General features: G+C 70.8%; 23 protein-coding genes, 1 pseudogene and 1 riboswitch. Of the genes and pseudogenes, 9 read left to right on the top strand and 15 right to left on the bottom strand.

Features of this window, described 5'->3' with window-relative positions:
* Window positions 1–27: 27 nt before the first annotated feature.
* Window positions 28–166: riboswitch (adenosylcobalamin (AdoCbl) riboswitch) on the bottom strand.
* Between the two features lie 247 nt (window positions 167–413).
* On the bottom strand, window positions 414–3,290 hold the full coding sequence (locus VHA73_04250; protein ID HVX17223.1) for a vitamin B12-dependent ribonucleotide reductase: 2,877 nt from the start codon (window positions 3,288–3,290) through the stop codon (window positions 414–416).
* A gap of 539 nt (window positions 3,291–3,829) precedes the next feature.
* Between VHA73_04250 and VHA73_04255 the strand changes: the two genes are divergently transcribed.
* Complete coding sequence (locus VHA73_04255; protein HVX17224.1) at window positions 3,830–4,357, top strand: MarR family transcriptional regulator; 528 nt, start codon at window positions 3,830–3,832, stop codon at window positions 4,355–4,357.
* Window positions 4,350–5,135, top strand: a complete 786-nt coding sequence (locus tag VHA73_04260) for a dihydrofolate reductase family protein (protein ID HVX17225.1) — start codon at window positions 4,350–4,352, stop codon at window positions 5,133–5,135. Before VHA73_04255 ends, VHA73_04260 begins: the two co-directional genes overlap by 8 nt.
* Before the next feature lie 61 nt (window positions 5,136–5,196).
* Here VHA73_04260 and nrdR read toward each other — a convergent pair whose 3' ends face one another.
* Window positions 5,197–5,667, bottom strand: coding sequence for a transcriptional regulator NrdR (nrdR, locus tag VHA73_04265; protein HVX17226.1), 471 nt, complete (start codon window positions 5,665–5,667; stop codon window positions 5,197–5,199).
* Between the two features lie 79 nt (window positions 5,668–5,746).
* Window positions 5,747–6,160 carry a LysM domain-containing protein gene (locus VHA73_04270; GenBank protein HVX17227.1) on the bottom strand — a complete coding sequence of 138 codons (414 nt, stop codon included), beginning with the start codon at window positions 6,158–6,160 and terminating at the stop codon, window positions 5,747–5,749.
* A gap of 205 nt (window positions 6,161–6,365) precedes the next feature.
* Here VHA73_04270 and lexA point away from each other — a divergent pair, with 205 nt between their 5' ends.
* Together lexA and VHA73_04280 are read left to right on the top strand one after the other, a co-directional pair.
* Window positions 6,366–7,001, top strand: coding sequence for a transcriptional repressor LexA (gene lexA / locus VHA73_04275; protein ID HVX17228.1), 636 nt, complete (start codon window positions 6,366–6,368; stop codon window positions 6,999–7,001).
* Between the two features lie 85 nt (window positions 7,002–7,086).
* The gene (locus tag VHA73_04280; protein ID HVX17229.1) at window positions 7,087–8,367 is read left to right on the top strand and encodes a S8 family serine peptidase; all 1,281 of its coding nucleotides are present in this window, start codon (window positions 7,087–7,089) and stop codon (window positions 8,365–8,367) included.
* A 29-nt stretch (window positions 8,368–8,396) separates the two neighbouring features.
* Here VHA73_04280 and dapE read toward each other — a convergent pair whose 3' ends face one another.
* From dapE to VHA73_04315, 7 genes are all read right to left on the bottom strand, one after another.
* On the bottom strand, window positions 8,397–9,509 hold the full coding sequence (dapE, locus tag VHA73_04285; GenBank protein ID HVX17230.1) for a succinyl-diaminopimelate desuccinylase: 1,113 nt from the start codon (window positions 9,507–9,509) through the stop codon (window positions 8,397–8,399).
* 63 nt (window positions 9,510–9,572) lie between these two features.
* Window positions 9,573–10,679, bottom strand: a complete 1,107-nt coding sequence (locus VHA73_04290) for an aminotransferase class I/II-fold pyridoxal phosphate-dependent enzyme (GenBank protein ID HVX17231.1) — start codon at window positions 10,677–10,679, stop codon at window positions 9,573–9,575.
* 5 nt (window positions 10,680–10,684) lie between these two features.
* Window positions 10,685–11,674, bottom strand: coding sequence for a 2,3,4,5-tetrahydropyridine-2,6-dicarboxylate N-succinyltransferase (gene dapD, locus VHA73_04295; GenBank protein HVX17232.1), 990 nt, complete (start codon window positions 11,672–11,674; stop codon window positions 10,685–10,687).
* 54 nt (window positions 11,675–11,728) lie between these two features.
* On the bottom strand, window positions 11,729–13,129 hold the full coding sequence (gene hflX, locus VHA73_04300; protein HVX17233.1) for a GTPase HflX: 1,401 nt from the start codon (window positions 13,127–13,129) through the stop codon (window positions 11,729–11,731).
* A complete protein-coding gene (gene dapF / locus VHA73_04305; GenBank protein ID HVX17234.1) occupies window positions 13,126–14,025 on the bottom strand; it encodes a diaminopimelate epimerase in 900 nt (299 codons plus the stop codon). Before dapF ends, hflX begins: the two co-directional genes overlap by 4 nt.
* A gap of 44 nt (window positions 14,026–14,069) precedes the next feature.
* Window positions 14,070–15,008 (bottom strand): tRNA (adenosine(37)-N6)-dimethylallyltransferase MiaA, encoded by a 939-nt coding sequence (gene miaA / locus VHA73_04310; GenBank protein ID HVX17235.1) that lies wholly within the window; start codon window positions 15,006–15,008, stop codon window positions 14,070–14,072.
* Window positions 15,005–15,817: a phosphotransferase gene (locus VHA73_04315; GenBank protein HVX17236.1), complete on the bottom strand. Its 813-nt coding sequence runs from the start codon at window positions 15,815–15,817 to the stop codon at window positions 15,005–15,007. Before VHA73_04315 ends, miaA begins: the two co-directional genes overlap by 4 nt.
* 247 nt (window positions 15,818–16,064) lie before the next feature.
* Here VHA73_04315 and VHA73_04320 point away from each other — a divergent pair, with 247 nt between their 5' ends.
* Window positions 16,065–16,982: an ATP-binding cassette domain-containing protein gene (locus VHA73_04320; protein HVX17237.1), complete on the top strand. Its 918-nt coding sequence runs from the start codon at window positions 16,065–16,067 to the stop codon at window positions 16,980–16,982.
* Entirely contained in the window at window positions 16,982–18,178 is a 1,197-nt protein-coding gene (locus tag VHA73_04325) for an ABC transporter permease (GenBank protein ID HVX17238.1), read from the top strand. Before VHA73_04320 ends, VHA73_04325 begins: the two co-directional genes overlap by 1 nt.
* A 13-nt stretch (window positions 18,179–18,191) precedes the next feature.
* On the opposite strand, the gene miaB is transcribed toward VHA73_04325, so the two are convergent.
* A complete protein-coding gene (miaB, locus tag VHA73_04330; protein ID HVX17239.1) occupies window positions 18,192–19,625 on the bottom strand; it encodes a tRNA (N6-isopentenyl adenosine(37)-C2)-methylthiotransferase MiaB in 1,434 nt (477 codons plus the stop codon).
* 121 nt (window positions 19,626–19,746) lie between these two features.
* Window positions 19,747–20,004, bottom strand: a pseudogene (locus VHA73_04335) (stage V sporulation protein S).
* 149 nt (window positions 20,005–20,153) lie between these two features.
* Here VHA73_04335 and VHA73_04340 point away from each other — a divergent pair.
* On the top strand, window positions 20,154–20,987 hold the full coding sequence (locus VHA73_04340) for a slipin family protein (GenBank protein ID HVX17240.1): 834 nt from the start codon (window positions 20,154–20,156) through the stop codon (window positions 20,985–20,987).
* Between the two features lie 56 nt (window positions 20,988–21,043).
* On the opposite strand, the gene recA is transcribed toward VHA73_04340, so the two are convergent.
* Window positions 21,044–22,129 carry a recombinase RecA gene (gene recA, locus VHA73_04345; protein HVX17241.1) on the bottom strand — a complete coding sequence of 362 codons (1,086 nt, stop codon included), beginning with the start codon at window positions 22,127–22,129 and terminating at the stop codon, window positions 21,044–21,046.
* A gap of 261 nt (window positions 22,130–22,390) precedes the next feature.
* Window positions 22,391–23,383 (bottom strand): D-2-hydroxyacid dehydrogenase, encoded by a 993-nt coding sequence (locus tag VHA73_04350; GenBank protein HVX17242.1) that lies wholly within the window; start codon window positions 23,381–23,383, stop codon window positions 22,391–22,393.
* An 80-nt stretch (window positions 23,384–23,463) separates the two neighbouring features.
* Here VHA73_04350 and VHA73_04355 point away from each other — a divergent pair, with 80 nt between their 5' ends.
* Window positions 23,464–24,363 carry an oxygenase MpaB family protein gene (locus VHA73_04355; GenBank protein ID HVX17243.1) on the top strand — a complete coding sequence of 300 codons (900 nt, stop codon included), beginning with the start codon at window positions 23,464–23,466 and terminating at the stop codon, window positions 24,361–24,363.
* Here VHA73_04355 and VHA73_04360 read toward each other — a convergent pair.
* Entirely contained in the window at window positions 24,347–25,099 is a 753-nt protein-coding gene (locus VHA73_04360) for a sulfite exporter TauE/SafE family protein (GenBank protein ID HVX17244.1), read from the bottom strand. The genes VHA73_04355 and VHA73_04360 overlap by 17 nt on opposite strands.
* A gap of 70 nt (window positions 25,100–25,169) precedes the next feature.
* Between VHA73_04360 and VHA73_04365 the strand changes: the two genes are divergently transcribed.
* Complete coding sequence (locus VHA73_04365) at window positions 25,170–26,042, top strand: LysR family transcriptional regulator (protein HVX17245.1); 873 nt, start codon at window positions 25,170–25,172, stop codon at window positions 26,040–26,042.
* The last annotated feature ends 26 nt before the right edge of the window (window positions 26,043–26,068 follow it).

Genomic DNA, 26,068 nt, shown 5'->3' on the forward strand with positions numbered 1-26,068 from the left:
GTGCTCGACGACAACTGGAGACCTGCCGTGCGAACCGGGCCCTTTCCTCGAGGCTGGTTCGTCACGCCGTGGCAGCAGGCGACCTGGCTTCCCCGAAGGGACACAGTTGCGGGACAGCGCCGGATTCACACCGGACTTCGCTGCGACCGCGGCAGACGGCTGCAGGGTACGCCCAGCGAACCGGCGGTGCCAGTTACGCACCAGAACTCGACTCGCTGCGCCCGGACGACCACCAGCACCGCCGTGACCGCGGGCGCATTGTTCTGGAACTACTTGCGCGCTCTCGCCGGTTCACGCCTGGCCGGCCCGTCTCGTCGTCCACCCTCTCCCGGCCTGAGCGCCGCACGGGCGCGCAACGACCCCGGGGGTGTGCCCGGGGTCGTCGGCGGTGGTGGCTGGAAGGTGCGGTCGGGTCAGCTGCAGCCGCTGGTGCTGCCGCAGCTCGGGCAGGCGTGGCACGAGCCCGCCCGCACCATCTGGACGCCGCACTGCATGCAGTACGGAGCATCGGAGCCGACGACCTTGGGCTCGGGCGTGGCAGGCGGCGCGGCCGCGGTCGACTCGACCGGCGCGGCGGGCTGGTAGCCGTCGGCATCGGCCTCGAGCCGGGCAGCGAGCGCCGAAGCGGACTCGATCGATGGCGGGTCGGCGAGCACGTCGTGACCTTGCACGGTCTCGACGGCGGTCTCCTCCACCCCCGGCAAGGTGGGTTGCGTGCGCTCGCCCACCGTCAAGATGCCGAGCTCGGCGCGCTCCTCGAAGCTCAGGTAGTCGACCGCCAGGCGGCGGAAGATGTAGTCGAGCAGCGAGGTGGCGAAACGGATGTCGGGATCATCGGTCATGCCGGCGGGCTCGAAGCGCATGTTGGTGAACGCCTCGACGAACGCCCGCAGCGGCACCCCGTACTGCAGCCCGTAGCTCACCGACACGGCGAACGAGTCCATGATGCCGGCGAGGGTCGAACCCTGCTTCGACACGTTGAGCCAGATCTCGCCGGGCCGACCGTCGTCGTACTCGCCGACCGTCACGAAGCCCTTGCAGTCGGCCACTCGGAACTGGAACGTGCGGCTCGTGCGGGTGCGGGGCAGCTTCTGGCGCACCGGTTCTTTGACCGTGACGATCTTCTCCACGATCTTTTCGACGATCTGCGCCGGCGCGGCGGTTGCTGCGTCCGCTTCCTCGTCCGCACCCTCCTTCTTGGCCATCGCGAGCGGCTGGGCGACCTTGCAGTTGTCGCGGTAGATGGCAATGGCCTTCACGCCGAGCCGCCAGGCGTCGATGTGAAGCTGCTCGACGTCCTCGACCGTGACCTCCTGCGGCATGTTCACGGTCTTGGAGATGGCCCCCGAGATGAACGGTTGGACCGCGCCCATCATCGTGACGTGGCCGAGGTAGTGGATGGCGTTGTCGCCCATCGAGCAGGCGAACACGTCGACGTGCTCGGACGCCAGGTGCGGCGCGCCGAGGATCGACTTGTGCTCGTCGATGTAGGCGACGATGTCGTCGACTTGGGCATCGGTGTAGCCGAGGCGCCGCAGCGCGCGGGGCACCGTCTGGTTGACGATCTGCATCGTGCCGCCACCGACGAGCTTCTTCATCTTGCACAGGCCGAGGTCGGGCTCGATGCCGGTGGTGTCGCAGTCCATCATCAGGCCGATGGTGCCGGTGGGCGCCAACACCGAGGCCTGCGAGTTGCGTACCCCGTGCGCCTCGCCGAGCTCGCATGCCTCGTCCCACGCCTCTTGCGCGGCGGAGAGCAGCTGTGCGGGGACGAGCTCCTCGTCGATCTCGGCGGCCGCGGCGCGGTGCTGGCCGAGCACGCGCAACATGTGCTCGCGGTTCTCCTCGTAGCCCGCGAACGGCCCCATCCGCGCCGCGGTCCGGCCCGACGTGGCGTACGCGTGGCCGGTCATCAAGGCGGTGATGGCGGCTGCCCACGAGCGGCCGGCGTCGGAGTCATACGGCAGACCCAACGCCATCAGCAGCGCGCCCAGGTTGGCGTAGCCGAGGCCGAGCTGGCGGAACTTGCGGGAGTTCTCCCCGATCGGGCCGGTCGGGTAGTCCGCACGGCCGACGAGGATCTCCTGCGCCGTGAACACCACCTCGACGGCCTGGCGGAAGCCGTCGATGTCGAACACGTCGCCGCCGGCACCATCGTCGGCGAGGAACTTCAACACGTTGATCGAGGCCAGGTTGCAGGCCGAGTTGTCGACGTGCATGTACTCCGAGCACGGGTTGGAGCCGTTGATCCGGCCGCTGTTGCACGCGGTGTGCCAGTGGTTGATGGTCGTGTCGAACTGCATGCCGGGGTCGGCACACTCCCAGGTGGCCTGGGCGAGCTGGCGCAGGAGGTCGCGCGCCCGGACGGTCTTGACGACTTCACCGTTGGTGACAGCCCGCAAGTGCCAGTCGGCGTCGTCGACGACGGCCTGCATGAACTCATCGGTGACCCGCACCGAGTTGTTGGCGTTCTGGTACTGGATCGAGTGCGAGTCGACGCCGTCGAGATCCATGTCGAACCCGGCGTCGCGCAGCACCCGCGCCTTGCGTTCCTCACGGGCCTTGCACCAGATGAACTCCTCGACATCGGGGTGGTCGATGTCGAGGATCACCATCTTGGCGGCGCGCCGGGTCTTGCCACCGGACTTGATGGTGCCGGCCGACGCGTCGGCGCCCCGCATGAAGCTGACCGGACCCGACGCCGTGCCGCCGCCGCGCAGCAGCTCGACCGACGAACGGATCCGCGACAAGTTGACGCCGGCGCCGGAACCGCCCTTGAAGATCACGCCCTCTTCCCGATACCAGTTCAGGATCGAGTCCATCGAGTCGTCGACCGACAAGATGAAGCAGGCGCTGGCCTGCTGTGGCACGCCGGGCACCCCGATGTTGAACCACACCGGCGAGTTGAACGCCGCCTTCTGGGTGACCATCAGGTGCTTGAGCTCGGCCCGGAAGGCCTCGGCCTCCTCGTCGTCGACGAAGTAGCCGCCCTCCACCCCCCACGTGGTGATCGTGTCGCACACCCGGTCGACGACCTGGCGCAGCGACGACTCGCGCTCGGCGGTGCCCGGGGTACCGCGGAAGTACTTCTGGGCAACGATGTTGGTGGCGTTCAGCGACCACGTGGTGGGGAACTCGACCCCGAGCTGTTCGAAGGCGACCGACCCGTCGCGGAAGTTGGTGATGCGCGCGTCGCGCCGCTCCCACGTGAGCTCGTCGTACGGATGCACGTCTGGGCTGGTGAACCAACGACGGATACCGATGCCGGTCTGCTCGGGTGCGAGAGCCATGGACACTCCTTGTCGGGTCGACGCTGGTCGTCGTGGCGGGTGGATGATCGAGATCGTGTGAGCCACAGCATCTTGTGGTGGCCCTGGTCCCCACGACGGCCTGCCCACAAGATGTAGTGCTCGATTACACCACTGTAATTACGGGCCTGTCAAGGGTGGCGCGGCGGTGCGCTCCGCATTGCGATGGCGGGCACGGACAACCAGGTCCGAGGCGGTCTCCCCCATTGCCGGAACCCGACGTTGGGCGACCACGAACCGCGCTCAGGCGTCCCGGCCACCATGACCCAGCTACGCACCAACTGTTCCGGTTGCCCGTACCCTGCCGTCGCTTCTTGGGCACCCTACGAACTCCCGCCTGTGGAACGTAAGGGGTACAACGCGTGAATTTCTGTGGATTACGAGCCTCGTCGCGGTGGATGAACGAGCCCGTCATCCACAGCCCGGTGGACGATCGAGCGGCCCACCACCACTGCCTGTAGCAGCAACAGTCGGAGCGTTCGGACAGTTGCACGCGACAACATCGCCCGTAAGCTCGCAACATGCCCTCCACCCACGCCATGACCCCGGCCGCGGGGGCCAACGACACCGGAGCTGCCGCGCCCGACCCGCTCGATGACGGGCGGCTCACGACCATGGGCCTGCTGGTCGAGACGTACGCCGGTCTCATGGCGCAGATGGAGCCAGAGATGGAGCGGGCCGCCTTGGGCCGCTCCGAGTTCGACGTGCTGCTCCGCCTGGCGCGCTCGCCCGACGCGCAGCTGCGGATGACCGACCTGGCGGCCCAGGTCGCCATGTCGACCTCGGGTCTCACCCGCCTCGTCGACCGTCTGGTGCGCGACGGCCTGGTGGAACGGGCGGCCTGCCCGACCGACCGCCGCGGCTCGTTCGCCACCTTGACGGTCGAGGGCCGGAAGAAGATCGAGGCCGCGATCGAGCCGCACTTGGCGCTCATCGACCAGTGGCTCATCGAACCACTCGAACCGGAAGAGCTCGCCGCGTTCGCCGGCGCGCTGCGCAAGCTCCGCGATCGGGTGCGCCCAGGGTCGGTGGCCGGTGCCCATGCGTGAGTTGTTCCCCAACCCCGCAGACGACGTCGACCCAGTCGCACGATACGAATCCGACCATCGCCCCCCGCCCGCCGACCGGCCCTGGCTGCTGGTGAACATGGTGACCAGCGTCGACGGCGCCACCGCCGTGGACGGGCGCTCCGGTGCCCTCGGCAGCGCCGGCGACCATCTCGTGTTCCACACGCTGCGCGCCGTGGCCGACGTGGTGTTGGCCGGTGCGGGAACCGTGCGCGCCGAGCAGTACGGGCCTCCACGCACCGACGCGGCTGCGCAGCAACGACGTGCGGCCCGCGGCCAGGCCCCACACCCTCGCCTCGCCGTGCTCACCGGCCGCCTCGACCTCGACCTCGGCACCGAGCTGTTCGCCGCCACGCCGAGTCGACCGATCATCATCACCACCTCCGCCGTGCCCGCGGCGCGACGTCGCGAGGCGGCCGAAGTGGCTGACGTGATCGAGGCGGGCGACCAGCGCGTCGACGTGGCCTTGGCCGTCCGGCTGCTCGGGGAGCTGGGTGTCTCGGTGGTCACGTGTGAAGGCGGACCGACCATCAACGGGGAGCTGCTGGCCGCGGACCTCGTCGACGAGTGGTGCCAGACCTTGTCCGCGGTGGGCGCCGGGGGCACCTCTGCCCGGGCGGCCGCCGGACCCGACGCCGGACTGCGCACCTTCACGCTCGACCGAGCGCTGCTCGACGGCGACACGTTGCTCCTCCGCTACCTTCGCTCCCTTCGCTCCCTCCCCTCCCGCCGCCCCCTCCCCTCTTCCGTTCTGGGCTGAAAATGACGCGTCCCAGCGCGTAAAAATCAGCCCAGAACCGATCGTGGGGGCGGGTGTTGGGTCAGTGGCGCTTGGGTGCGGTGCCCTTGGTGAGCAGGCGTAGCTCGCGGGCGAAATCGGCGGGCTCTTCGAACACCTTGTAGACGCTGGCGAAACGGAGGTAGGCGACTTCGTCGAGATCGCGCAGCCGCTCGAGGACCTGTAGCCCGATCGACTCGGTGGACACCACCTCGCGTCCCTCGACCCGAAGCCGCTCCTCGATCGCGGCGGCGAGGTCGACGAGCTGTTGATCGGCAACCGGACGGTTCTTGGCCGCGGCGCGGAGGCCACCGACGATCTTGTCGCGATCGAACGGGATGCGGTCGCCGGAGCGTTTGACGACGGTGATCGGCGACTCCTCGATCCGTTCGAAGGTGGTGAAGCGCCGACCGCATCCCACGCACTCCCGGCGACGCCGGATGCTCGTGCCGTCCTCCGCCATGCGCGAGTCGACCACCTTGTCGTCCACACCGGTGCAGGTCGGGCAGCGCACGAGGCGGACGCTATCGCCCGCGCGATCGGCCCCGAGATCGTCATCGGGCGCTCGCGCACCGGGACCGGAGCCGGCGAGCTCAGCCGGCGATGGTGATGCGTTCCCCGGGTTGCAGCGGACCAGGGCCGTGCGCCCGCGCCAAGCGGTCGACCACCGCACGGATGTCGCCGCTCGGGTGGAGCTGCGCGGCGATCGACCACAACGTGTCGCCGGGCTGGACCACCACGACGCGGCTGGCGGCCGGGGTGACCGCTGCCGGCGCGACACCGGCGGTCGGCGACCACACGCCGGCCAGTGCGCTGGCGGCGCGGAGCGCACCGAACGTGAGCAGTGCGACAGCGACCACGCCGAGCGCGAGGGTGACGCCGCGCCGGCGGCGGTAGACGCGCTGCAGGCGGGGCGAGCGACCCCCCTCGATCACGCGCAGCGTGGGGCGAGACGACGGCCGGGCGAGCGGGCCTTGGTGGTTGGGTGCTTGAACGATGGCAGCCATGTCGATCAGTTTCCTCAGGGGGTGTGACAGTGAGCGCCAGGGGGTGTGACAGCCAGCGCCCGAAGCGAGGGCGTACAGGTGTTCGTCGTACGCTTGTTCGTAGCGAACCATCGAACGCGGCCGCTGTCAACCGCTCTTCGAACAAATGTTTGTCACCGTCCACGCCGGTTGCTACCCTCGTTGCAAACACACGTTCGGAGTCGCCATGCCCCCGCACAAGCTCACTGCCCGGCAACGACAGATCCTCGACGTCATCGAAGAATCGATGCGCACGCGGGGCTACCCGCCCTCGGTGCGCGAGATCGGCGAGGCTGTCGGCCTCACCTCGCCGTCGAGCGTCCACGCACAACTCGCCACCCTCCAGCGCAACGGCTACCTGCGACGCGACCCAACCAAACCCCGGGCCATCGAGGTCAGCTTCGACCCCACCTCGGGTGCGGTGGCCGAGCGTCGGCCGGTCCGCCATGTCCCGCTCGTCGGCGACGTGGCCGCGGGTACCGACGTGCTGGCGCAGGAGAACATCGGCGAGGTGCTCCCCGTGGCGGCCGACCTCACCGGCGACGGCGACCTGTTCATGCTGCGCGTCCGGGGCGATTCCATGATCGAGGCCGGCATCCTCGACGGCGACTACGTCGTCGTTCGCAGCCAGCCTTCGGCCGACCAGGGCGAGATCGTGGTCGCGGGGATCCCGGGCGAGGAAGCCACCGTCAAGCACTATCGCCGAGCCAAGGGCAAAGTCATCCTCGAGCCGCGCAACCCGCGTCTCGAGCCCATGGAGTTCGACGCCGACGACGTGCACGTGTACGGCAAGGTCGTCACCGTCATGCGCCGCGTGAGCTAGCGCGCTGACCTGAGCCGCGACACCCCGCGGCACCATCTGGCCACCGCGCGAGGCGCGGCGGCCCTCGATGACGAACAATGGAGGCATGCGACGAGCCGCCACCTCCCTCTTGCTCGTCGTGATGTGCACCGCGCTGCTGGGCGCGCGGCCTGCTGGCGCGGTCCGCCAGGCCCCCGCGATCAACGACCCGGCGTACGACCAGGGCCTCCAGTGGAACTTGGCGATGATCCACGCCGAGCAGGGCTGGGCCATGGGTCGCGGGCGCGGCGTCACCATCGCCGTGATCGATTCGGGCATCGACTTGGCCCACCAGGACCTCGCCGCGAACATCGTCGGCTCGGTCGCCTGCATCGGCACCGGGGGTGACGCCGGCCTGTGCACCGGGTCGGGAGCCGACGACGACGGGCACGGAACGCACGTGGCCGGGATCGCCGCCGCGGTCGCGAACAACGGCGTCGGCATCACCGGCGTCGCACCCGAAGCCAAACTGCTCGGCGTCCGGGTGCTCACCGACCACTGCCAGCAGTCCAGCTCGTGCTCCGCGGAGGGCGACTCCGCCGACGTCGCGGCCGGCGTGCGCTGGGCCGTGGCCCGGGGCGCGCGGGTGATCAACCTGTCGCTCGGTAGCGATGCCAGCCCGCTGGCCAACAGCACCTTGGCGACGTCGTTGCGCGAAGCATGGGCGCGCGGCGCCGTGGTCGTGATCGCCTCGGGCAACGCCACCGACCACCAACTCGACGTCGGCGACCTGCCCGTGGTCGTCGTGACGGCCGTCAACCGCCAAGGCGTGCGCGCCGACTACGCGAATGCCGTTGGCAACGCTCGCTGGAGCCTCGCGGCGCCCGGCGGCGAGCCCGGCGACGACGAGACGACCTGCCGCACTGGCGGCCAGCCCCGCGGTGTGCTGTCCACGTACTGGGACCCCAAGCTCGGTGCCAACCAGTACGCCTGCCTGTCAGGTACGTCGATGGCTGCCCCGCACGTCTCCGGGGCGCTCGCCATCCTGCTCGGCGCGGGCTTCACTCCCCGCCAAGCCGTCGAGCGCCTGCTGTCCACTGCGGACCCCATCGTGGGCGGTTCGCCGACGACCACCGGTGCCGGCCTGGTCGATGTCGGCCGGGCAGCCGCGGCCGGCCCACCCCCGAAAGTGACCCGCGCGGCACCGGCGCCGACGGCGACGTCCACCCCTCAAACGGCGGCCAAGGCGGCAGCCGGCCAACCCGCCACGCCGCTCGTGACGGGTCGCACGCCGAGCGCGACCGGCGGCTCGTCCCGCCCGCTGTTCCCGGCGCTGGCGGCCGCGATCCTCATCGCGGCGATCGCGTTGGCGCAGATGCTCGAAGCGCGCCGCCGCGACACGGCCTGACCTACGCACGGGCCGCGCCTCCCGGCTGGTCAGAGGCCCTGGGAGAGCAAGGCTCGCAGGACGCGGAACGTCCACTCGAGCGGCTCACGTTCGAGGCGCTCCTCCGCCGTGTGGGCCAACGTGGAGTCGCCCGGCCCGAAGTTCGCGGCCGGGACGCCGCGGGCGGCGAAGCGAGCCACGTCGGTCCAGCCCAGCTTTGCCACCACACCCAGGTCTGCACGCCCCACGAAGGCGGCCAGCAGCGGGTTGTCGAGCGCCGGCGGCGCAGCCGCGGCGACGTCGAGCACCTCGAGGGTGTCGCCGTCTTCGAGCGCGGGGGCCAGGACCTCGCGCACGTGGGCTTCGGCTTCGACGGCCGATCGATCGGGCGCGAACCGGTGGTTGATGCGCACGGTGGCCAAGTCGGGCACCACGTTGCCCGCCACCCCGCCTTCGATCGCCACGGCCTGGAGCGCTTCGCGGTACACGCAGCCCTGGAGGTCGGGCTGGCGGCCTTCGTACGCATCGACGATGGCCAGCAGCCGTCCCATGCGGTGGATGGCATTGCGGCCCATCCACGGTCGCGCGGTGTGGGCGCGGCGCCCGCGCAACGTGGCTTCGAGGCGCATGGTTCCCTGGCAGCCGGCCTCGAGCTGACCGGCTGTCGGCTCACCGATCAGGGCGAGGTCGCCGGCCAGCAGTTCGGGGCGCTCGCGGAACAGCTCGCCGAGCCCGTTCGCGGCTGCCTCGATCTCTTCGCAGGCGTAGAACACGTACGTGACGTCGATCGCCGACGCCGCCATCGTCCGGGCCAGCTCGAGCTGGATGGCGAGCCCGCCTTTCATGTCGGCAGCGCCGAGACCCCACAACGTGTCGCCGTCGATCCGGGCGCGCTCGTTGCCGTTGGCCGGCACGGTGTCGAGGTGCCCGACCAGCAGTACCCGCCGCTCGCGGCCCTGGTCCGTGCGGGCCACCACGTTGTCAGCGACGCGATCAACGGTGAGCCAGGCGTGGGCGCGCAGCTCGGCCTCGACCAGGTCGGCGAGCGCCGCTTCGCTCCGGCTCACCGACGGGACGTCGATCAGCGCCGCGGTACGGGCCAACAAGTCGCACGGCAACGGGTCGTGGGCAGATGCGGCCGGGACGGGCGCGTCGGCGGACATCGACCCGACGGTAGTGGGCGATGATGCCCGCGGCGCGCCGGGAATCGGCCGGCCTGCCGCTGGTCAGGCGACGCGCGACAACGCCAGCTCGAGGCGTTCGTCGGGCTGCACGACCGCGACCCGCACGTGGTCGCTCCCCGCCGCGCCGTAGAACTCACCTGGACTCACCAACACGCCCGCCCGTTCGGCCAGCTCGCGTGCGAGCGCCCAGGCGTCGCCGTCGGGCGCAGCTGCCCACAAGTAGAACGATCCCTGCGGCAACGCCGCGTCGATCCCGAACGCGCCCAGGAGTCGCTGCGCCAAGGTCAGACGCCGTGCGTACCGGTCACGCTGCGCGTCGACGTGGGTGTCGTCGCCGAACGCGACCGCGCCGGCCGCTTGCACGGGGCCGGGCACCATGAAACCGGCGTGTTTGCGAACCTCGGAGAGGTAGTGGACGAGCGCGGGGTCGCCGGCATAGAAGCCCACGCGGGCGCCGGCGAAGTTGGAGCGCTTGGACAGCGAGTGCACCGCGAGCACCCCGTCGACGCCACCCGACAGGATCGTGCGCGGTGGCCCGTCCCACGTGAACTCCACGTAGCACTCGTCGGAAAGGACCGGTATCCCCCGGTCACGTCCCCAGGCCGCGGCGGCGTCGAGATCGTCGAGGCCCCCGGCGGGGTTCCCGGGGGTGTTGACCCACAGGCACAGCGCCCGGGCCGCGTCGGCGGGGTCGATGGCCGAGAGGTCGATGCGCCAGTGGTCGTCGACCGTCACCGGCACGGCCCGGCACCCCGCGAGCGTGGCGCCCATGGCGTACGTCGGGTAGCTGATCGCCGGGTACAAGACGGTGTCGCGCTCGGGCGTTCGCAATCGCAGCCATTGCGGCAGGCCGGCCACCAGCTCCTTGGTGCCCACGCACGCGGCGAGCTCCGAGCGCGGGTCGACCGTCACGCCGATCCGCCGCGCCAACCACCCGGCAGCCGCGTCGCGGTACGCGTCGGTGCCGATCGAGGGCGGATATCCCCGCGCCGCGACGGGATCCGCGAGCGCGGACATGGCCGCGGCCGGCGGCGGGTCGCACGGCGTGCCGATCGACAGGTCGATCACACCGCCGCGGTGGCGGTCGGCCGCCTCGCGCAACGGCACGAGCCGGTCGTAGGGATACGGCGGAGGGGTGAACCCGGCCATCGGGCCTAGTCGTTGGCGTGGAGCTCGGCGTTGAGCGAGCCCCAGTCGACGGTGGTCGACAGCACTTCGACCCGCCCTGACTGCGAGTTCCGCCGGAACAGCAGCCCAGACTGGCCCGACAGCTCCCGGGCCTTGACGACTTGGCCGTCGGGCATGGCGACCAACGTGCCGGCCGTGACGTACAAGCCGGCCTCGACGGTGCAGTCGTCACCGAGCGCGATGCCGAGCCCGGCCTCCGATCCGATCAGGCAGCGCTCACCCACCGACACGCGCTCCTTGCCGCCGCCGGAGAGAGTGCCCATGGTGGTGGCACCACCGCCGAGGTCGGACCCGTTGCCGATCACCACCCCCTGGCTGATCCGCCCTTCGACCATCGACTCGCCGAGCGTGCCGGCGTTGAAGTTGCAGTAGCCCTCGTGCATGACGGTCGTGCCCGGAGCGAGGTGGGCACCGAGGCGCACTCGGTCGGCGTCGGCGATCCGCACCCCCGCCGGCACCACGTAGTCGACCATCCGGGGGAACTTGTCGATCCCGTACACCGTGGGCACCCGACCGGCCGCCCGCAACCGCAGCCGGGTGGCCTCGAAACCGTCGACCGCGCACGGCCCGGCCGCCGTCCACACCACGTTGTTGAGCAGACCGAAGATGCCGTCGAGGTTGCAGCCGTTGGGCGGCACGAGGCAGTGCGAGAGCAAGTGCAGGCGCAGATAGACGTCGTGCGTGTCGACGGGCGGGTCGTCGAGATCCGCGATCGACGTGGCGACCGCCACCACTTCGACCCCACGCACGTCGTCGCTCCCGAGCACGGCGGCAGCTTCGTCGCCGAGTTGGCCGGTCACCGCAGCACCGTCGAGCCGCCGGGTTCCGGCGGGTTGGTCGGTGCCCAACTGCGGCGCGGGGTACCAGGTGTCGAGCACTTGGCCGTCCGGCGCGATCGTGGCGAGCCCGGCGCCGAACGCGCCCGGCTGCGCAGGGGAATCAGCAGCGTTGGTCACGGGCGACACCGTACGCGCCGGGCCGGGGCAGGCCGACGCCCCGGCGAGCGGACTTCAGACCACGAACTCATGCAGGCGACCCGTGGCGGCGTCGTCGAGACGAGCCCGCAGCCGCAGCGACGACTCGCCGGCCAGCTCGGAGATGACCTCGCCTTCGCGGTGCACAGTGGCGATGATGTCGCCCCGGTCCCACGGAACGTCGAGCTCGACCACTGCGGTGGCGGCGCGGAGGCGGTCGCCGATGGCCAGCAGCAGGTCGTCGACGCCTTCGCCGGTGCGAGCCGAGATGGCCACCGACCCCGCGTGCGTCGACAAGATGCGCTTGACCCCGTCGAGGCGACCGAACTCCTCGGCCAGGTCGACCTTGTTGACGCACACCAACTCGGGCACGTCACCCGCGCCGATCTCGACCAGCACCTCGTGCACGGCCCGGATCTGCCCCTCAGGGTCAAGGGCCGAGCCATCGACCACATGCACCAACAAGTCGGCGGTCGTCGCCACTTCGAGGGTGGACTTGAACGCTTCGACGAGTCCGTGGGGCAGTTTGCGGATGAACCCGACCGTGTCGGTGAGCAACACCGACTCGCCGCCGGGGAGCTGCAGGCGGCGCGTGGTCGCGTCGAGCGTGGCGAACAATCGGTCCTCGACGAGCACCCCCGCGTCGGTGAGCCGGTTCAACAGCGTGCTCTTGCCGGCGTTCGTGTAACCGACGATCACGGCCTGGTGGTACCGGCTGCGTGAGCGCTGCTTGCGCTGCGTGTCGCGGTGCGAGGCCACGGTCCGCAACTCGGCCTCGAGCTTGTGGATTCGGCGGGTGATGCGGCGCCGGTCGACTTCGAGCTTCGTCTCACCGGGACCACGGGTTCCCACCCGCGCCCCGCCGGCCGACATACCGCCCGCCTGCTGTGACAGCCCCTTGCCCTTGCCGCGGATGCGGGGTTGGAGGTAGCGGAGCTGGGCGAGCTCGACTTGCGCCTTGCCCTCGGTGCTGTGCGCGTTCTGGGCGAAGATGTCGAGGATCACCGCGGTGCGGTCGAGCGCGGTACGACCGAGGGCCTTCTCCAAGTTGAACTGCTGCGCCGGGGTGAGCTCGTCATCGAACACGACGGTGTCGCAGTCGGTGGCTTCGGCCACGGCCTTCAGCTCGGCGACCTTGCCCTTGCCGAGGTACGTGGCCGGGTCGGGTCGATCACGCCGCTGCACGACCCGGCCCACCGGATCGGCCCCCGCCGTGTCGACCAGCAACGCCAGCTCGTCGAGCTCGGCATCGACGTCATCGGGGGATCGGCCGTCGGTGGCCACGCCGACCAAGACGATGCGCTCCCGGAACGAGCGCTCGATCAGGCCGCCGGACTCGCCGCCGAACTCGCCGAACGCGCCGCGGTGGGCGCGGTCGTCGGCCACGTCGTCGCCCGCGGGATCTTCGTGCACGTCGGGGCCGGTGGGATCGGTCATGCGCGCACCCGCCCGCAGGGCACCTCGACGTCGGCGATCCAGCTGGACGGTCCCGTGAGGTGGATCGGCTCGCCCAGCGCGACCTGCACGTCGCCGCCCGGCATGGTGACCCCGACGTGGTCGCCGACCAGCCCCCATCGGTGGGCGGCATGGGCCGAAGCCGCGGCACCGGTGCCGCACGCCTCGGTCAGCCCGGCGCCGCGCTCCCAGGTGTGCACCGCGAGAGAGGAGCCGTCGGCCGACGGCGCCACGAAGTGGACGTTGATCCCGTGGGAGTATCGGGCTTCCCAGGCCGGGCCCACCGCCGCCCGATCAACCGCCGCCGGGTCATCCACGAGCAGCACGAGGTGGGGGTTGCCGAGCTCAACCTCGGCTTGGCGAATGGGCGCCGTGCCGGCCGGCGCCGCGCCCGCCGCGTGGCCACCCGCGGGGCCGGGCGCGCCGGTGTCAGGGGCCGGGCCGGCCGCGGCGGTCCCCATGTCGACCGTGGCCACGATGCTGCGGGGATCCCCGTCGGGTGCGGGGCCGAAGTCGACCGTGCGCAGCCCGGCGTCGGTCTGCACGGCCAGCTCGCCTTCCTCCATCCCCGCGTCGCGGGCGACGGCGTGGACGAAGCAGCGGATGCCGTTGCCGCTCATCTCGGCCCGCGAGCCGTCGGCGTTGTGCAGCACCATCGTCAGCGGGCCGCCGGCAACGTCGGATGGCGTGCCGACCAGCAGACCGTCGGCGCCCACCCCACGATGGCGGTCGCACACCTGTCGAGCGAGCGCGGCGAGATCGACGGCGTCGGCCGTCGATCGGTCGGTCAACCAGACGAGGAAGTCGTTCCCCAGCCCGTGGTACTTGCCGAGGTGGAGATGCCCGGTCGTCGGCGGGCGCGGCGCAGCGAGGGTCATGGTCGTGCCAGTCTCGCAGGCGACCGCCGGGGTGCCACCTGATTTCAGCTCTTGCGCGACCAGCGGTCGACCAGCACCGGGACGGCGGACAGCGGATCGTCGCCGGTGTCGATCCACGAGATGCGCGGGTCGCGCCGGAACCAGGCGCGTTGGCGGCGGGCGAACGCACGGGTGCGGCGGATCGCGAGGTCGACGGCGGCGTCGAGGGTCGCCGCGCCCGCGAGGTGGTCGAGCAGCTCGCGGTAACCGAGCGCCTGACCGGCGGTGCGACTGAGCGACCGGCCGACGGGCGGGTCGGCAAGGACGCGCACCTCGTCGAGGAAGCCAGCCGCGAGCTGCTCCCGGTAGCGCTCCGCGATCCGCCCGGCCAACACCTCCGGCGGCACCCGCAGCCCCACCAGGTCGAACCGGGTCGGCGGGTACGCCCCCAGGCCCGGGCCGAACGACGAGAAGGGCCGACCACTGCCCAGCGTGACCTCGAGCGCCCGCACCACGCGCCGACGGTTCGTCGGTTCCATGCGCTCGGCGGCCGCCGGGTCGAGGTCGGCCAGCCGACCGTGGAGTGCCACCGTGTCGGCGTCGGCCTCCAACTCGGCGCGCACCGCGGGCCAGCGCCCCGGGATGTCGAGGCCGTCGACGATCGCCTGGACGTACAGACCCGTTCCGCCCACGAGCAGCGCCCGGCGGCCCCGCGCCTCGATGTCGGCCAACGCGGCCTGCACGACGGCCTGGTGGTCTCGCACCGTGAACTCGTCCCACGGGTCGACCAGGTCGATCGCGTGGTGGGGCACCTCGGCGCGCTCCGATGCGGTTGGCTTGGCGGTGCCGACGTCCATCCCGCGGTACACCTGCATCGAGTCCACCGCCACGAGCTCGACATCGCCGAGCAGCCGTGCCAGAGCCATGGCCACGGCGGACTTCCCTGAAGCCGTCGGCCCCACGATCGCCAGGTGGGCTGCGGCCCCTTGGCTCGACGACGTCACCGGAACTGATCGAGCAGCGAGTAGAACTCCAGCCGCAGCGGGTCGGGCTCCTCGAACCCGTACGCGGCGAGAAACCGTGGCAGGCACTCGCCCCCGAAGTGCGTCACCAGCGACCGGGCGGCCGTGGCGAGGTCGAGGTGGCGGTCGCCCACTCCCAGGCCTGCCCAGTCGACCACCCCGGTCACCGCGCGGGTGTCGGGCCGCACGATCACGTTCCCGACCGAGAAGTCGCCGTGCACCACCACGCGGTCGGCCCCGTCGGGATCGGCGGCCACCAGCGCCCGGGCGTGGCCGAGCAGCTCGTGGGGTGAGTACCGCTGGTTGGCGGCGTGGAACTTCGACGAGTCCACCAGCCCCGCGGCCACCCGCTCCTCCGCCGCCGCGATCAGCGCGGAGGGGGCTGCCTCGAACGGGCAACGGTCGACCGGGAGCGCGTGGACCGCCCGCAACGTCGAGCCGAGGAGGTCGGCGACGTCAGGCGGGTCGAGGAACCAGTGCAGCTCCGGCACCCCTTCCGCCGCGGCCGACACGATCGCCGCCGGTTGGTGCGCCCCGGGGTCCGCTGCCTGATGGCCGAGCACCGCCGGCACCGGCAGCTGGCCGAGATCCGTGGCCTCGAGCCACTCCCATCGGGCGAGCTCGTCGGTGATCGCGGCGGCCACACCCGGCTCGGCGCCGGCCTTGACGAACACCGACCTCCCGTCTTCGAGCTCCACTTGCCACACCGTTGCCGTGCTCGTGCCCGGCACCGCGAGCCACGCCCCGCCGTCGACCAGGCCACGGAGCTCGGGACTCAGGGTCGCCTCCACGCCATCGACGCTATCTGAGGGCCACCCCGGGCCCCGGTGGCGCCTGGCGCGGGCGAGAAGGAGATCGTTACGGAGGGTTCGCATTCCTCGCACGTTCCCGCAAAGAGGTGCTCATACGGTCGCAGCACGATGGACACGAACACGGTGTTGCTGCACCTCCTCGTGGTGCTGGCCGCCGCCAAAGTCGCCGCGCTCGACCGGACCGGCCGCGTCGCGGCATCGGCAGGGCGCTCATAGGGTGGGCGGCGTGTTGCAGTTGGACGACCTCCACCGGAGGTACGGCGACGTCCAGGCGCTGGCGGGCCTCTCGTTCTCGGTGGCGCGGGGGCAGGTCGTGGGGTTCGTCGGACGCAACGGCGCAGGCAAGACGACTGCGATGCGGATCGCGCTCGGACTCACCCGAGCGGACCGCGGGTCGGTCACTTGGGACGGCCGACCCGTCGAGCCCGACCAGCGGCGCACGCTCTTCGGCTACCTGCCCGAGGAGCGAGGCCTCTATCCGAAGATGTGGGTGATCGATCAGCTCCGCTACTTCGGTGAACTCCACGGCCTCAGCCGTGTCGAGGCCACGAGCCGCGCCGAGCGCTGGCTCGACGACCTGGGCCTCGGCGACCGCCGGCGTGCGATGGTCGATGACCTGTCGCTGGGCAACCAGCAGCGCGTGCAGCTCGTGGCCGCGCTCCTCCACGGGCCCGAGGCGCTGGTCCTCGACGAGCCATTCAGCGGCCTCGACCCCGTCGGCGTCGACGCGCTGGCCGGTGCGCTCGCCGGACAAGTCGACCGGGGCGCGGCCGTCGTGTTCTCCAGCCACCAGCTCGAGCTGGTGGAGCGATTGTGCGACTCGGTGGTGATCATCGACGCGGGCCGCCTGGTGGCCAGCGGCACGATCGACGAGGTCCGCCGGCGCCATGCGGGACGCCGGATCGAGGTGGTGTTCGCGCCGACGGGCGCGGGCACCGCCGTCGCCCCGACCGACGGCCGTTGGCTCGAGGGGCTGCTGGGCGTGCAGCGAGCCGAGCACATCGCCGGCGCGTGGCGAGTCGACCTCGCGGAGGACGCCGACGACCAGGTGGTGCTCGACGCCGCCCGGCACGTCGGCGCCGTCGAGCGGTTTGGCCCCGTGGTGGCGACCCTCAGCGACCTGTTCCGCGAAGTCGTCCACTGATGCGACGCGGTGGGTCGGCCGGGCGCGACGTGGGCCTCATCGCCCGCCGGGAGATCGACGCGCGGTTGCGCCAGAAGGGCTTCCTCATCGGTTCCGCGATCGGGATCGCGGTGGTCCTCGTGGCGGCGATCCTGCCTGGTGTGCTCCACCGCAAGACGACCACGCACTACCGCGTGGCGGTCGTCGGCACCGACGCGGCGGCGTTGGCGGCCTCGATCCGCGACGTCGCCGATCGCGTCGACGTGCCCACCACCGTCGACGTTCGGGTGCTCACCGATCGGTCGCGTGCCCGCGCCGAGGTGCGCGGCGGAGAGATCGACGCAGCGCTGATCGACGGCACGACGGTGGTCGACAAGTCCCTGGCCCCCGAGCTCGCCGTGGTGCTCGACGGCGCGTTGCGGGTGCGGGCCATCGACCAGGCGGTTGCATCCGGTGAGTTGCAGCGTCGAGCCGCGGCAGCGCTCACGTCCGCCGGCCTGACGAACGTCACGACGTTGCGCCGGGCAGATTCCGCCTCGGAACGCCGCAAGAACCTGATGTTCATCGGCACGATCCTGTTGTACGGGCAGATCCTCACGTACGGCATCTGGGTGGCGGTCGGGTTGGTCGAAGAGAAGTCGTCGCGGGTGATCGAAGTGCTGCTCTCGACGGTGCGGCCGCGTCGCCTCCTGGCGGGGAAGATCCTCGGGATCGGTGCGCTCGGGATCGGCCAGCTCCTGGCCATGGCCGCGGTCGGACTGATCGGCGCCAGCGCCGCCGGCACCGTCGCGCTCCCGCCGGGTTGGCCGCTGACGCTCGGCACGCTGGTCGGCTGGTTCGTGCTGGGCTACCTCATCTATGCGTGCGGGTTCGCGGTGGCCGCGTCGCTCGTGTCGCGCCAAGAGGAGATGCAGGGGGTCCAGCTGCCGGTGACGTTGCTGGCGGTGCTGTCGTTCCTGGCCGCCACCATCGCGTTCCAACATCCCGACGGTGGCCTCGCCGTCGCATCGACGTTCTTCCCGCCGACTGCGCCGTTCGTGGTTCCGCTGCGCATGGCGGCCGACGCCTGCCCGTGGTGGCAGGCCGGCGCGGCCCTCGCGCTCACCGTCGCCGCATGCGCCGCCATGGTGACCGTGGCGGCGCGGATCTACGCCGGTGCGGCGCTGCGAACGCGGGGACGCACACGGCTGCGCACCGCGTGGCGTGGGGCGGAGTGATCCACCGCGATCGTCAACCGGCGACGACCGGGATGCGGGTGCGGTGCCGCGCCGGCTCGACCACTTCGACGAGCGAGCCACGCAGGAAATGGGGGGCCGCCCCGGTGACGCGGACCGTGGCGTACGTGCCCGGGCGCAGCCGCGCAGTCGAGGCGAAGTGCACCAGCTTGTTCTGGCGCGTGCGGCCAGTGGTCATCGACGCGTCGCGCTTGGACGGACCTTCCACCAGCACTTCTTCGGTACGCCCGACACGCGCTTCGTGGCGGGCCAGCCCGGACCGCTCCACGACGACCCGCAGACGGTCGAAGCGATCGCGCACGACGGTGGGGTCGACGCACTGGTCCACCCGTTCGGCCGCCTCCGTGCCGGGACGCGGCGAGTAGATGAACGTGTACGCACTGTCGTAGTCGGCTACCGCGGCCACCTCGAGCGTGCGCTCGAAGTCGTCGTCGGTCTCGCCCGGGAAGCCGACGATGATGTCGGTGGTCACGGCCAGGTCGGGGATCGCGGCCCGAGCCGCTGCCAGCTTCTCGAGATAGCGCTGGCCGGTGTAACCACGGTGCATCAGGGCGAGCACGCGGTCGCTGCCGGACTGGAGCGGCAAGTGGAGGTGCTCGCACACTGAGGGTGTCTCGGCCATGGCTGCGATGGTCTCGGGCCGGAGATCCTTGGGGTGGGGGCTCGTGTAGCGGACACGCCGGATGCCATCGACGTCGCCGACCGCCCTCAGCAGCTCCGAGAACAGCGGCCGGATCCGTACGTCATCACCCGCCCGGCGGCGAGCCACCGCCAGATCGCGGCCGTATGAGTTGACGTTCTGACCGAGGAGGGTGACCTCGGAGACGCCGTCGGCCGCCAGCCGTTCGACTTCGGCCACGATCTCGTCGAACCCCCGGCTGATCTCGGGTCCCCGCACCGCCGGCACGATGCAGAACGCACAGTGGTTGTCGCACCCGATCTGGATCGTGACCCAAGCGGCGTGCCCCTGCTCGCGCCGCGCGGGCAGCGCGGACGGGAACAGCTCGTGATCCTCGGCGACGGTCTCGGACAAGATCTCGGTGACGGGACCCGAATCCCTGGCCACGTGCAACAGGTCGGCTGCCCGGTGCACGTTGTGGGTGCCGAAGACGACATCGACGTGCGGGGCGCGTTCACGGATGCGCTCCTGGTCCTTTTGCGCCAGGCAGCCGCCCACCATGATCTCGAGATCGGGGCGTTCGGCCTTGCGAGCTTTGAGGTGCCCCAGCGCGCCATACAGCTTGTTGTCGGCGTTCTCGCGGATGCAGCACGTGTTGAGCACCAACACGTCGGCGTCGTCGGGCGACGCGGCACGGACCAGACCGTCGGCCTCCAAGAGCCCGGCGATCCGCTCCGAGTCGTGCTCGTTCATCTGACACCCGTACGTCTGGACGTGGTACGTGCGGGCAGGGGTGGGATCCGCAGACATGGCGGCACGAGTCTACGAGCAGCGGCCCGGCCCCCCGGAAGCGATGCGGCGCGTGCGGTCAGGCGTGGTGCGGTACGAGCAGGCTGTCGTCGAGCTCCACGCCGCCGTCCGCCGTGTCGGGCCGGCCCTCGATCGAGAGGCGGATGGCCGTCCGACGCTGCCCGTCGATCTCGATGTCGGCGAAGCTCGGCGCGCAGACGAGGTCGAGATGCGAGTCGTGCAGGAATCCCCGTGCGATCGCCACCGCTTTGATCGCCTGGTTGAGCGCCCCCGCTCCGACGACCTGGACCTCGACCGTGCCGATGTCACGGACGATCCCGGCCATCGCGCCAGCCACCGCGTTGGGGTTCGAGCGAGTCGAAACCTTGAGTGTTTCCAACGCCAGCTCCCCAACTGTCGCCAATGTGCAGGCATGGCCGCAACGACCCGGCCACGTGGATCACCTTTCGACGGAGCAGGGGTCGGTTCCTGCACCTCTGTCCGATTTGTCCCGTTGACGAGCGGCACGCGGCCCGTAGAGTGCGGGCCGTGGCCGCCGTCATCGTGATCATCGTCGTCGTCGTGTTGCTGCTCCTGGCCGTGATGTCGCTGCGGATCGTCCAGGAGTATGAGCGAGGCGTCATCTTCCGTCTCGGCCGCTGTGTCGGCGCCAAGGGACCCGGCCTGTTCGTGATCGTGCCGTTCATCGACAAGATCGTGAAGGTCAATCTGCAGGAGATGGCCGTCCCGGTGCAGCCCCAGCAGGTCATCACCATGGACAACGTCACGCTCTCGCTCGACGCGGTGGTCTTCTTGCGGGTGACCAGCCCGGAAGCGTCGGTGATCCGGGTGCAGAGCTGGTACAACGCGTCATCGCTGCTCGCCCAGACGGCACTGCGGTCGGTGGTGGGCCAGCACGACCTCGACGAGCTGCTCAACAACCGCCAGCAGATCGACGGCGAGATCAAGGAGCTGCTCGACCAGCAGACCGAGGAGTGGGGGGTCGAGGTGCGCCGGGTCGAACTGCGCGACATCGACCTCCCCGAGCAGATCCAGCGGGCGATGAGCCGTCAGGCCGAAGCCGAGCGTGACCGACGTGCCAAAGTGATCGCCGCCGAAGGCGAGCTGCAGGCCTCGGTCAAGCTGTCCGAAGCCGCCACTGCGATGTCGGCCGCCCCTGGCACGTTCCAACTGCGCACATTGCAGACGATGGCCGAGATCTCCACGGAGAACTCGTCGACCATCATCTTCCCGATCCCGACCGAGGTCATGGAGGCCTTCCGGGTCTTCGCCCACAGCGGCAGCGAGCTTCCACGCGTGGTCACGCCCCCGCCGCCGCCCACGGCCCCCACCGACGCCCCGCCGAACCCCAGCGAGCTGTGAGCACTTGACCACCTACCAGGTGGTCAAGTGCTCACAGCAGCGGGATGCGGCGAGCGTCAGTCGTCGAGCGTGATCGGCTCGTCGTCGCGCTCGGTCATGACATCGGCCGAACCGCCGGGGTCGGCCGACAGCAGGTCGTCGGCCGCGCCGTCGACGTCGTCATCGACCCCGACCTCCTTGCGGATCTGCTCGGAGATCTCGACCATCAGCTCGGGGTTCTCGGTGAGGAACGACTTGGCGTTCTCGCGGCCCTGACCGAGCTGCTCACCCTCGTAGGTGTACCAGGCACCCGACTTCTTCACGACGCCGAGGTCGACCCCGATGTCGAGCAGCGAGCCTTCACGACTGATCCCCGTGCCGTACATGATGTCGAACTCGGCCTGGCGGAAGGGCGGGGCCACCTTGTTCTTCACCACCTTGACGCGAGTGCGGTTGCCGACCACCTCGACCCCGTCCTTGATCGCCTCGATGCGGCGGATGTCGAGCCGGACCGACGAGTAGAACTTCAGCGCCCGCCCACCGGGCGTGGTCTCGGGCGACCCGAACATCACGCCGATCTTCTCGCGCAGCTGGTTGATGAAGATGCAGATGGTCTGGGTCTTGTTCAACGTGCCGGTGAGCTTGCGGAGCGCCTGCGACATCAGGCGGGCCTGCAGGCCGACGTGGCTGTCGCCCATCTCGCCTTCGATCTCGGCTCGTGGAGTGAGCGCGGCGACGGAGTCGATCACCACCACGTCGAGCGCGCCCGAGCGGATCAACATGTCGGCGATCTCGAGGGCCTGCTCGCCGGTGTCGGGCTGCGAGATGAACAGCTCGTCGACGTCGACCCCGATGGCCCGCGCGTACACCGGATCCATGGCGTGCTCGGCGTCAATGTAGGCGCAGATCCCACCGTTGCGCTGTGCCTCCGCCACGACGTGCATGGCCAAGGTGGACTTGCCGGAGGACTCGGGGCCGTAGATCTCGACCACCCGGCCCCGGGGAAGGCCGCCCACCCCGAGCGCCAGGTCGAGCGCCAGCGCGCCTGTGGGGATGGCCTCCACCTTCATGGTGGTCTTCTCGCCCATCTTCATGACCGAGCCCTTGCCGTACTGCTTCTCGATGCTGCCCAATGCCACTTCGAGTGCCTTGAGACGATCCACGTCGTGTCCTTTCCTTCGCCGGTTCGCAACCGGCAGCGTGTTGTCGTTCGGAGGCTGCATGGCCGCAGCGATCAACTCGGTCTCGACGCTACGCAGGGGGTGTGACAGTGCCGGGGATCCCCGGCGAGGTGCCGCTCCTGCGAGAACGACATCAGCGTAATTCACGAACGCCCGTTCGATCAAGCCTTCTGCGGCGCCCGCCGGTGAGCGCCCGCACGACCGCCCCGGTGACCGCCCGGACGGCTGCTCGGCCCGTGCCGGTCAGCGGTCGAGGTCGGCTTCGGTGACCTCGTGGAGGAGGGGTTCGCCGGCCTGGTAGCGGCGCAAGTTCTCGCAGAACAGCTCGGCGGCCCGCACGCGCCGCCCGTCGCCGGACGCCGAGTTGTGGGGTGTGAGCACCAGTCGCGGATGGGTCCACATCCACGAGTCGGCCGGTACCGGTTCGACCGCCATCACGTCGAGCGCGGCACGGGCCGGAACGCCCCGATCGAGCGCGGCGTGGAGCGCGTCCTCGTCGACCACTGCACCGCGGCCCACGTTCACGAGCAACGACCCGGGCTTCATCGCCGCCAGGAACCGGGCATCCACCAGGCCCGCCGTCGTCGAGTTCGCCGGCACGCTGAGCACGACGACGTCGACCTCGCCGAGCACGGTGTGCACCTCGGCCAGCCCCACCGCGCGGTCGACCGGGTCGCCGGGCTGGGGATGGCGCCGAACGCCGATCACCTCCGCGCCGAACACCCGCGCCCGTTCGGCGACCGCGCCGCCGATCGCGCCGAGCCCGACGACGAGCCACGTCGTGCCGCGCACCTCGCGGAACTGGTGCACCCGCCACTCCCCTGCGGCCTGCGCGGCGCGCCAGCGCTCGGCCTGTTGGAAGTGGTCGAGCGCAGCGCGGATCACGTACTCGGAGATGCTGACGTAGTTGACGTGCGAAGTGGTGAGTCGGGTACCGCGTCGCACGACTTCGGCGAAGACGGGCTCGTCGGTGCCCGCGGCCGACGACTGGAACCACTTCAGCGACGTGCCGTAGCGCACCATGCCCATGAACTTGCGGATCGGCCCGCCTTCGTCGAACAGGTCGGACGTGAGCCAGGCGATGTCGGGCGCCGCGTCGTCGCGGGCCACCACACAGCCGTCGTCGTCGACCAGCGAGGCGTCGTCCTGCATGCGCAGCAGCCGGATGTCGGGCGCCACCGCCCGGATGCGGTCGCCGAAGCGCGCCGCGGCCAGCTCCGAGATCAGCACCTCCACCGCCCGGAGGGTACCGGCGCAGGACCCGGGAGATCTCCGACCCGCGGTAGAGTTATTCGTGGCCGCCGGAAGGGGGAACCGTGAGCGCCGATGAACCGACCCTCCACCACCACGACGTGATCCTCGGGCAGCTCGACCCGGACGCCGACATGGGGTTCGGAAAGGACAGCACACTGCGCAAGGTCGTGTCCGAACCGGTCTGCGGCCTGTTCGCGCAACGGGCCTTGGTGATGGACGTCGCCCACCCGAAGGTCGGCGCAGGCGTCCGCGACCACAGCCGCTTCCAGCACCTCCCGGTGCGGCGGCTGTGGGGCACGATGGACCTCGGCACCCAGCTGGTCTTCGGCGACGTCGACATCTCGCGGGCCGCCGCCCGCCGCATCTACGCCTTCCACGACCACGTGAACGGGCACGTGGCCGAGCCGCCGGTGCCCGATGACGATGCGCACCGCTACACCGCGCATGACGCCACGCTCCTGCGGTGGGTGTGGGCCACGATCATCGACAGCGTCGAGGTCGCGTTCACCCGCTGGGTCCGCCCGTTCGCCGACGGTGAGGCCGACGCGTTCTATGCCGACGCCTGCTCGTTCGCGCGGTTCTTCGGCATCCCGGCCGAGCTCCTCCCTCCCGACCGAGGAGCCTTCGCCGAGTATCTCGACGAGGTGTTGTCGAGCGACCTGCTGGGCTCGACACCCACGAGCCAGGCGATGGTCCACGACGTGCTGTGGCACCCGATGGTGCCCGGCCCGCTCGCCCGCACCCCGCGCGTGATGGCCATCGGGCTGCTCGACCCCCGCCTCGCCAAGCGCCTCGACCTCGAGCTGAGCCCGGCCGACCAGCGCCTGTTCGACCGCCTCGACCGGCGGCTCGCCCGCTGGTACCACCGGCTCCCCGCCGTGCGCACCAAGGGGATCGACGCTTACCTGTTCTTGCGCCGCCCCACGATCGGGTTGAAGGAGCGGCTCACGCCCGGGCGATGAGGAAGGCGATCCCGAGCACGGCCAGCACGGCCCCGTAGATCCGCTCGAGTCGCACCGACTCGGTCCGCAGGGCCACCCGAGCCCCCAGCGCCGACAGCGGTACTGACGCCACCGCGAACACACCGACGACCGACCAGTCGAGGTGACCGAGCGCGGCGTGCACGATCGTGCCGGGCACGGCCAGCATCGACGCCACCGCGAGTGACGACCCGAACGCCGGCTTCATCGGCATGCGCAGCACGGCGACGTACAGCGGCGCCAGCAAGAACCCCCCGCTGTTGGCGAGCAGGCCGGCTGAGACCCCGACGACCGCCGCGACCGCGATGGTGCGCCCGGTCAGGTGCGGCACGTCGCGCACCGCCTCTGTGCTGCCAGGACGCAGCAGGAAGCGGATCCCGAGGGCGGCCACCACCACGTCGGTCACCCCCACCAGGAACCCGCCGCTGATCCAGTTGGTCGCGACCGCGCCGATCACGGTGGCCGGCAGACCGACGATCAGGCTCCACTTGACGGTCGGCCGGTCGACGAAGCCCAGCTTCCAGTAGGGACGCAGCGCGCTCAACGTGCCCGGCACGGTGGCGGGCAGCGGTGCGGCCACCGCAACGATCGGCGGAACGCCCACCGCCGCCAGCATCGGCGTGGCGATGGCCGAGCCGCCCTTGCCGAACAGCCCGCCGAGGAAGCCCACGCCGGCGCCGATGGCGAGGATCGGGAGCCAGTGGAGGACGAAGTGCACGACCTCAGGGAAGCAGGAACCTGTTCATTCGTCCAAGACATATGTCAAATGATTCCCATATGCTTTCCCTATGGAACTGCGCCAAGTCGAATACGTGGTAGCCGCCGTCGACGAGGGGGGTTTCACGAAGGCCGCCGAGGCGATACCGGTCAGCCAACCGTCGCTGTCGGTCGGCATCCGGTCGCTCGAGCGCGAGCTGGGCGTCGCCTTGTTCGACCGGGTGGGACGGGGCGTGCAGCTCACCGCGGCGGGTGAGGCGTTCCTCGTCCCGGCCCGTCAGCTGCTGCGCGACGCGGCCACCGCCCGCGAGGCGGTGGCGGCAGTGGCCGGCGTCGCGGCCGGCCACCTCGACCTGGTGTGTCTGCCGACGTTGGCCGTGGAACCGCTTGCCGGGCTCCTCGGCGAGTTCCGCCGCCACCACCCCGGGGTGCAGGTGCGGGTCGTCGATCCGGTCGACGTGGCCGACGCGCTCGACGCCGTGCGCACGGGTCGGTGCGAGCTGGGGTTGGTCGAGCTGCCCGCCGCGGACGACTTGGTCGAGCAGCGGTTGCTCGATCAGGAGGTCTACGCGGTGCAGCCGCCCGACGCCGGCGACCATGGACGGGTGGCCCGCAGGCGCCTGCCGGTCGCGTCGCTCGCCGACCTGCCGATCGTCACCACGCCGATGGGCACGTCGATGCGCGGCCTCATCGACGACGCGCTCGAACACGCCGGCCTCGCACCGAACATCGCCGTCGAGACCGCGCACCGCGAGGCACTCCTGCCGCTGGTGCTCGCCGGAGCCGGCACGGCGTTCCTCCCCGAGCCGATGGCCCGCCGTGCGACCGACGCCGGGGCGGTGGTGTCGCGCCTCGAGCCCGCGGTGGTCCGGACCGTCGGGCTGGTGTACCGGCCCGGCCCGGTGTCCCCCGCCGCCGCGGCGTTCCTGGCACTCCAACCGTGACCGCTCGCCGGAAGGACCGGGGCCAT

Source organism: Acidimicrobiales bacterium (assembly GCA_035547835.1).
Taxonomy (GTDB): Bacteria; Actinomycetota; Acidimicrobiia; order Acidimicrobiales; family Iamiaceae; genus DASZTW01.

Bases quoted from the DNA above. Each gene is read 5' to 3' on its own strand.
- VHA73_04260 (HVX17225.1), top strand. From the start codon at position 4,350: ATGCGTGAGTTGTTCCCCAACCCCGCAGACGACGTCGACCCAGTCGCA.
- lexA (HVX17228.1), top strand. From the start codon at position 6,366: ATGCCCCCGCACAAGCTCACTGCCCGGCAACGACAGATCCTCGACGTC.
- VHA73_04325 (HVX17238.1), top strand. From the start codon at position 16,982: ATGCGACGCGGTGGGTCGGCCGGGCGCGACGTGGGCCTCATCGCCCGC.
- dapF (HVX17234.1), bottom strand. From the start codon at position 14,025: ATGACCCTCGCTGCGCCGCGCCCGCCGACGACCGGGCATCTCCACCTC.
- VHA73_04365 (HVX17245.1), top strand. From the start codon at position 25,170: ATGGAACTGCGCCAAGTCGAATACGTGGTAGCCGCCGTCGACGAGGGG.
- VHA73_04270 (HVX17227.1), bottom strand. From the start codon at position 6,160: ATGGCTGCCATCGTTCAAGCACCCAACCACCAAGGCCCGCTCGCCCGG.
- VHA73_04255 (HVX17224.1), top strand. From the start codon at position 3,830: ATGCCCTCCACCCACGCCATGACCCCGGCCGCGGGGGCCAACGACACC.
- VHA73_04290 (HVX17231.1), bottom strand. From the start codon at position 10,679: ATGGCCGGGTTCACCCCTCCGCCGTATCCCTACGACCGGCTCGTGCCG.
- miaB (HVX17239.1), bottom strand. From the start codon at position 19,625: ATGTCTGCGGATCCCACCCCTGCCCGCACGTACCACGTCCAGACGTAC.
- VHA73_04250 (HVX17223.1), bottom strand. From the start codon at position 3,290: ATGGCTCTCGCACCCGAGCAGACCGGCATCGGTATCCGTCGTTGGTTC.
- dapE (HVX17230.1), bottom strand. From the start codon at position 9,509: ATGTCCGCCGACGCGCCCGTCCCGGCCGCATCTGCCCACGACCCGTTG.
- VHA73_04280 (HVX17229.1), top strand. From the start codon at position 7,087: ATGCGACGAGCCGCCACCTCCCTCTTGCTCGTCGTGATGTGCACCGCG.
- hflX (HVX17233.1), bottom strand. From the start codon at position 13,129: ATGACCGATCCCACCGGCCCCGACGTGCACGAAGATCCCGCGGGCGAC.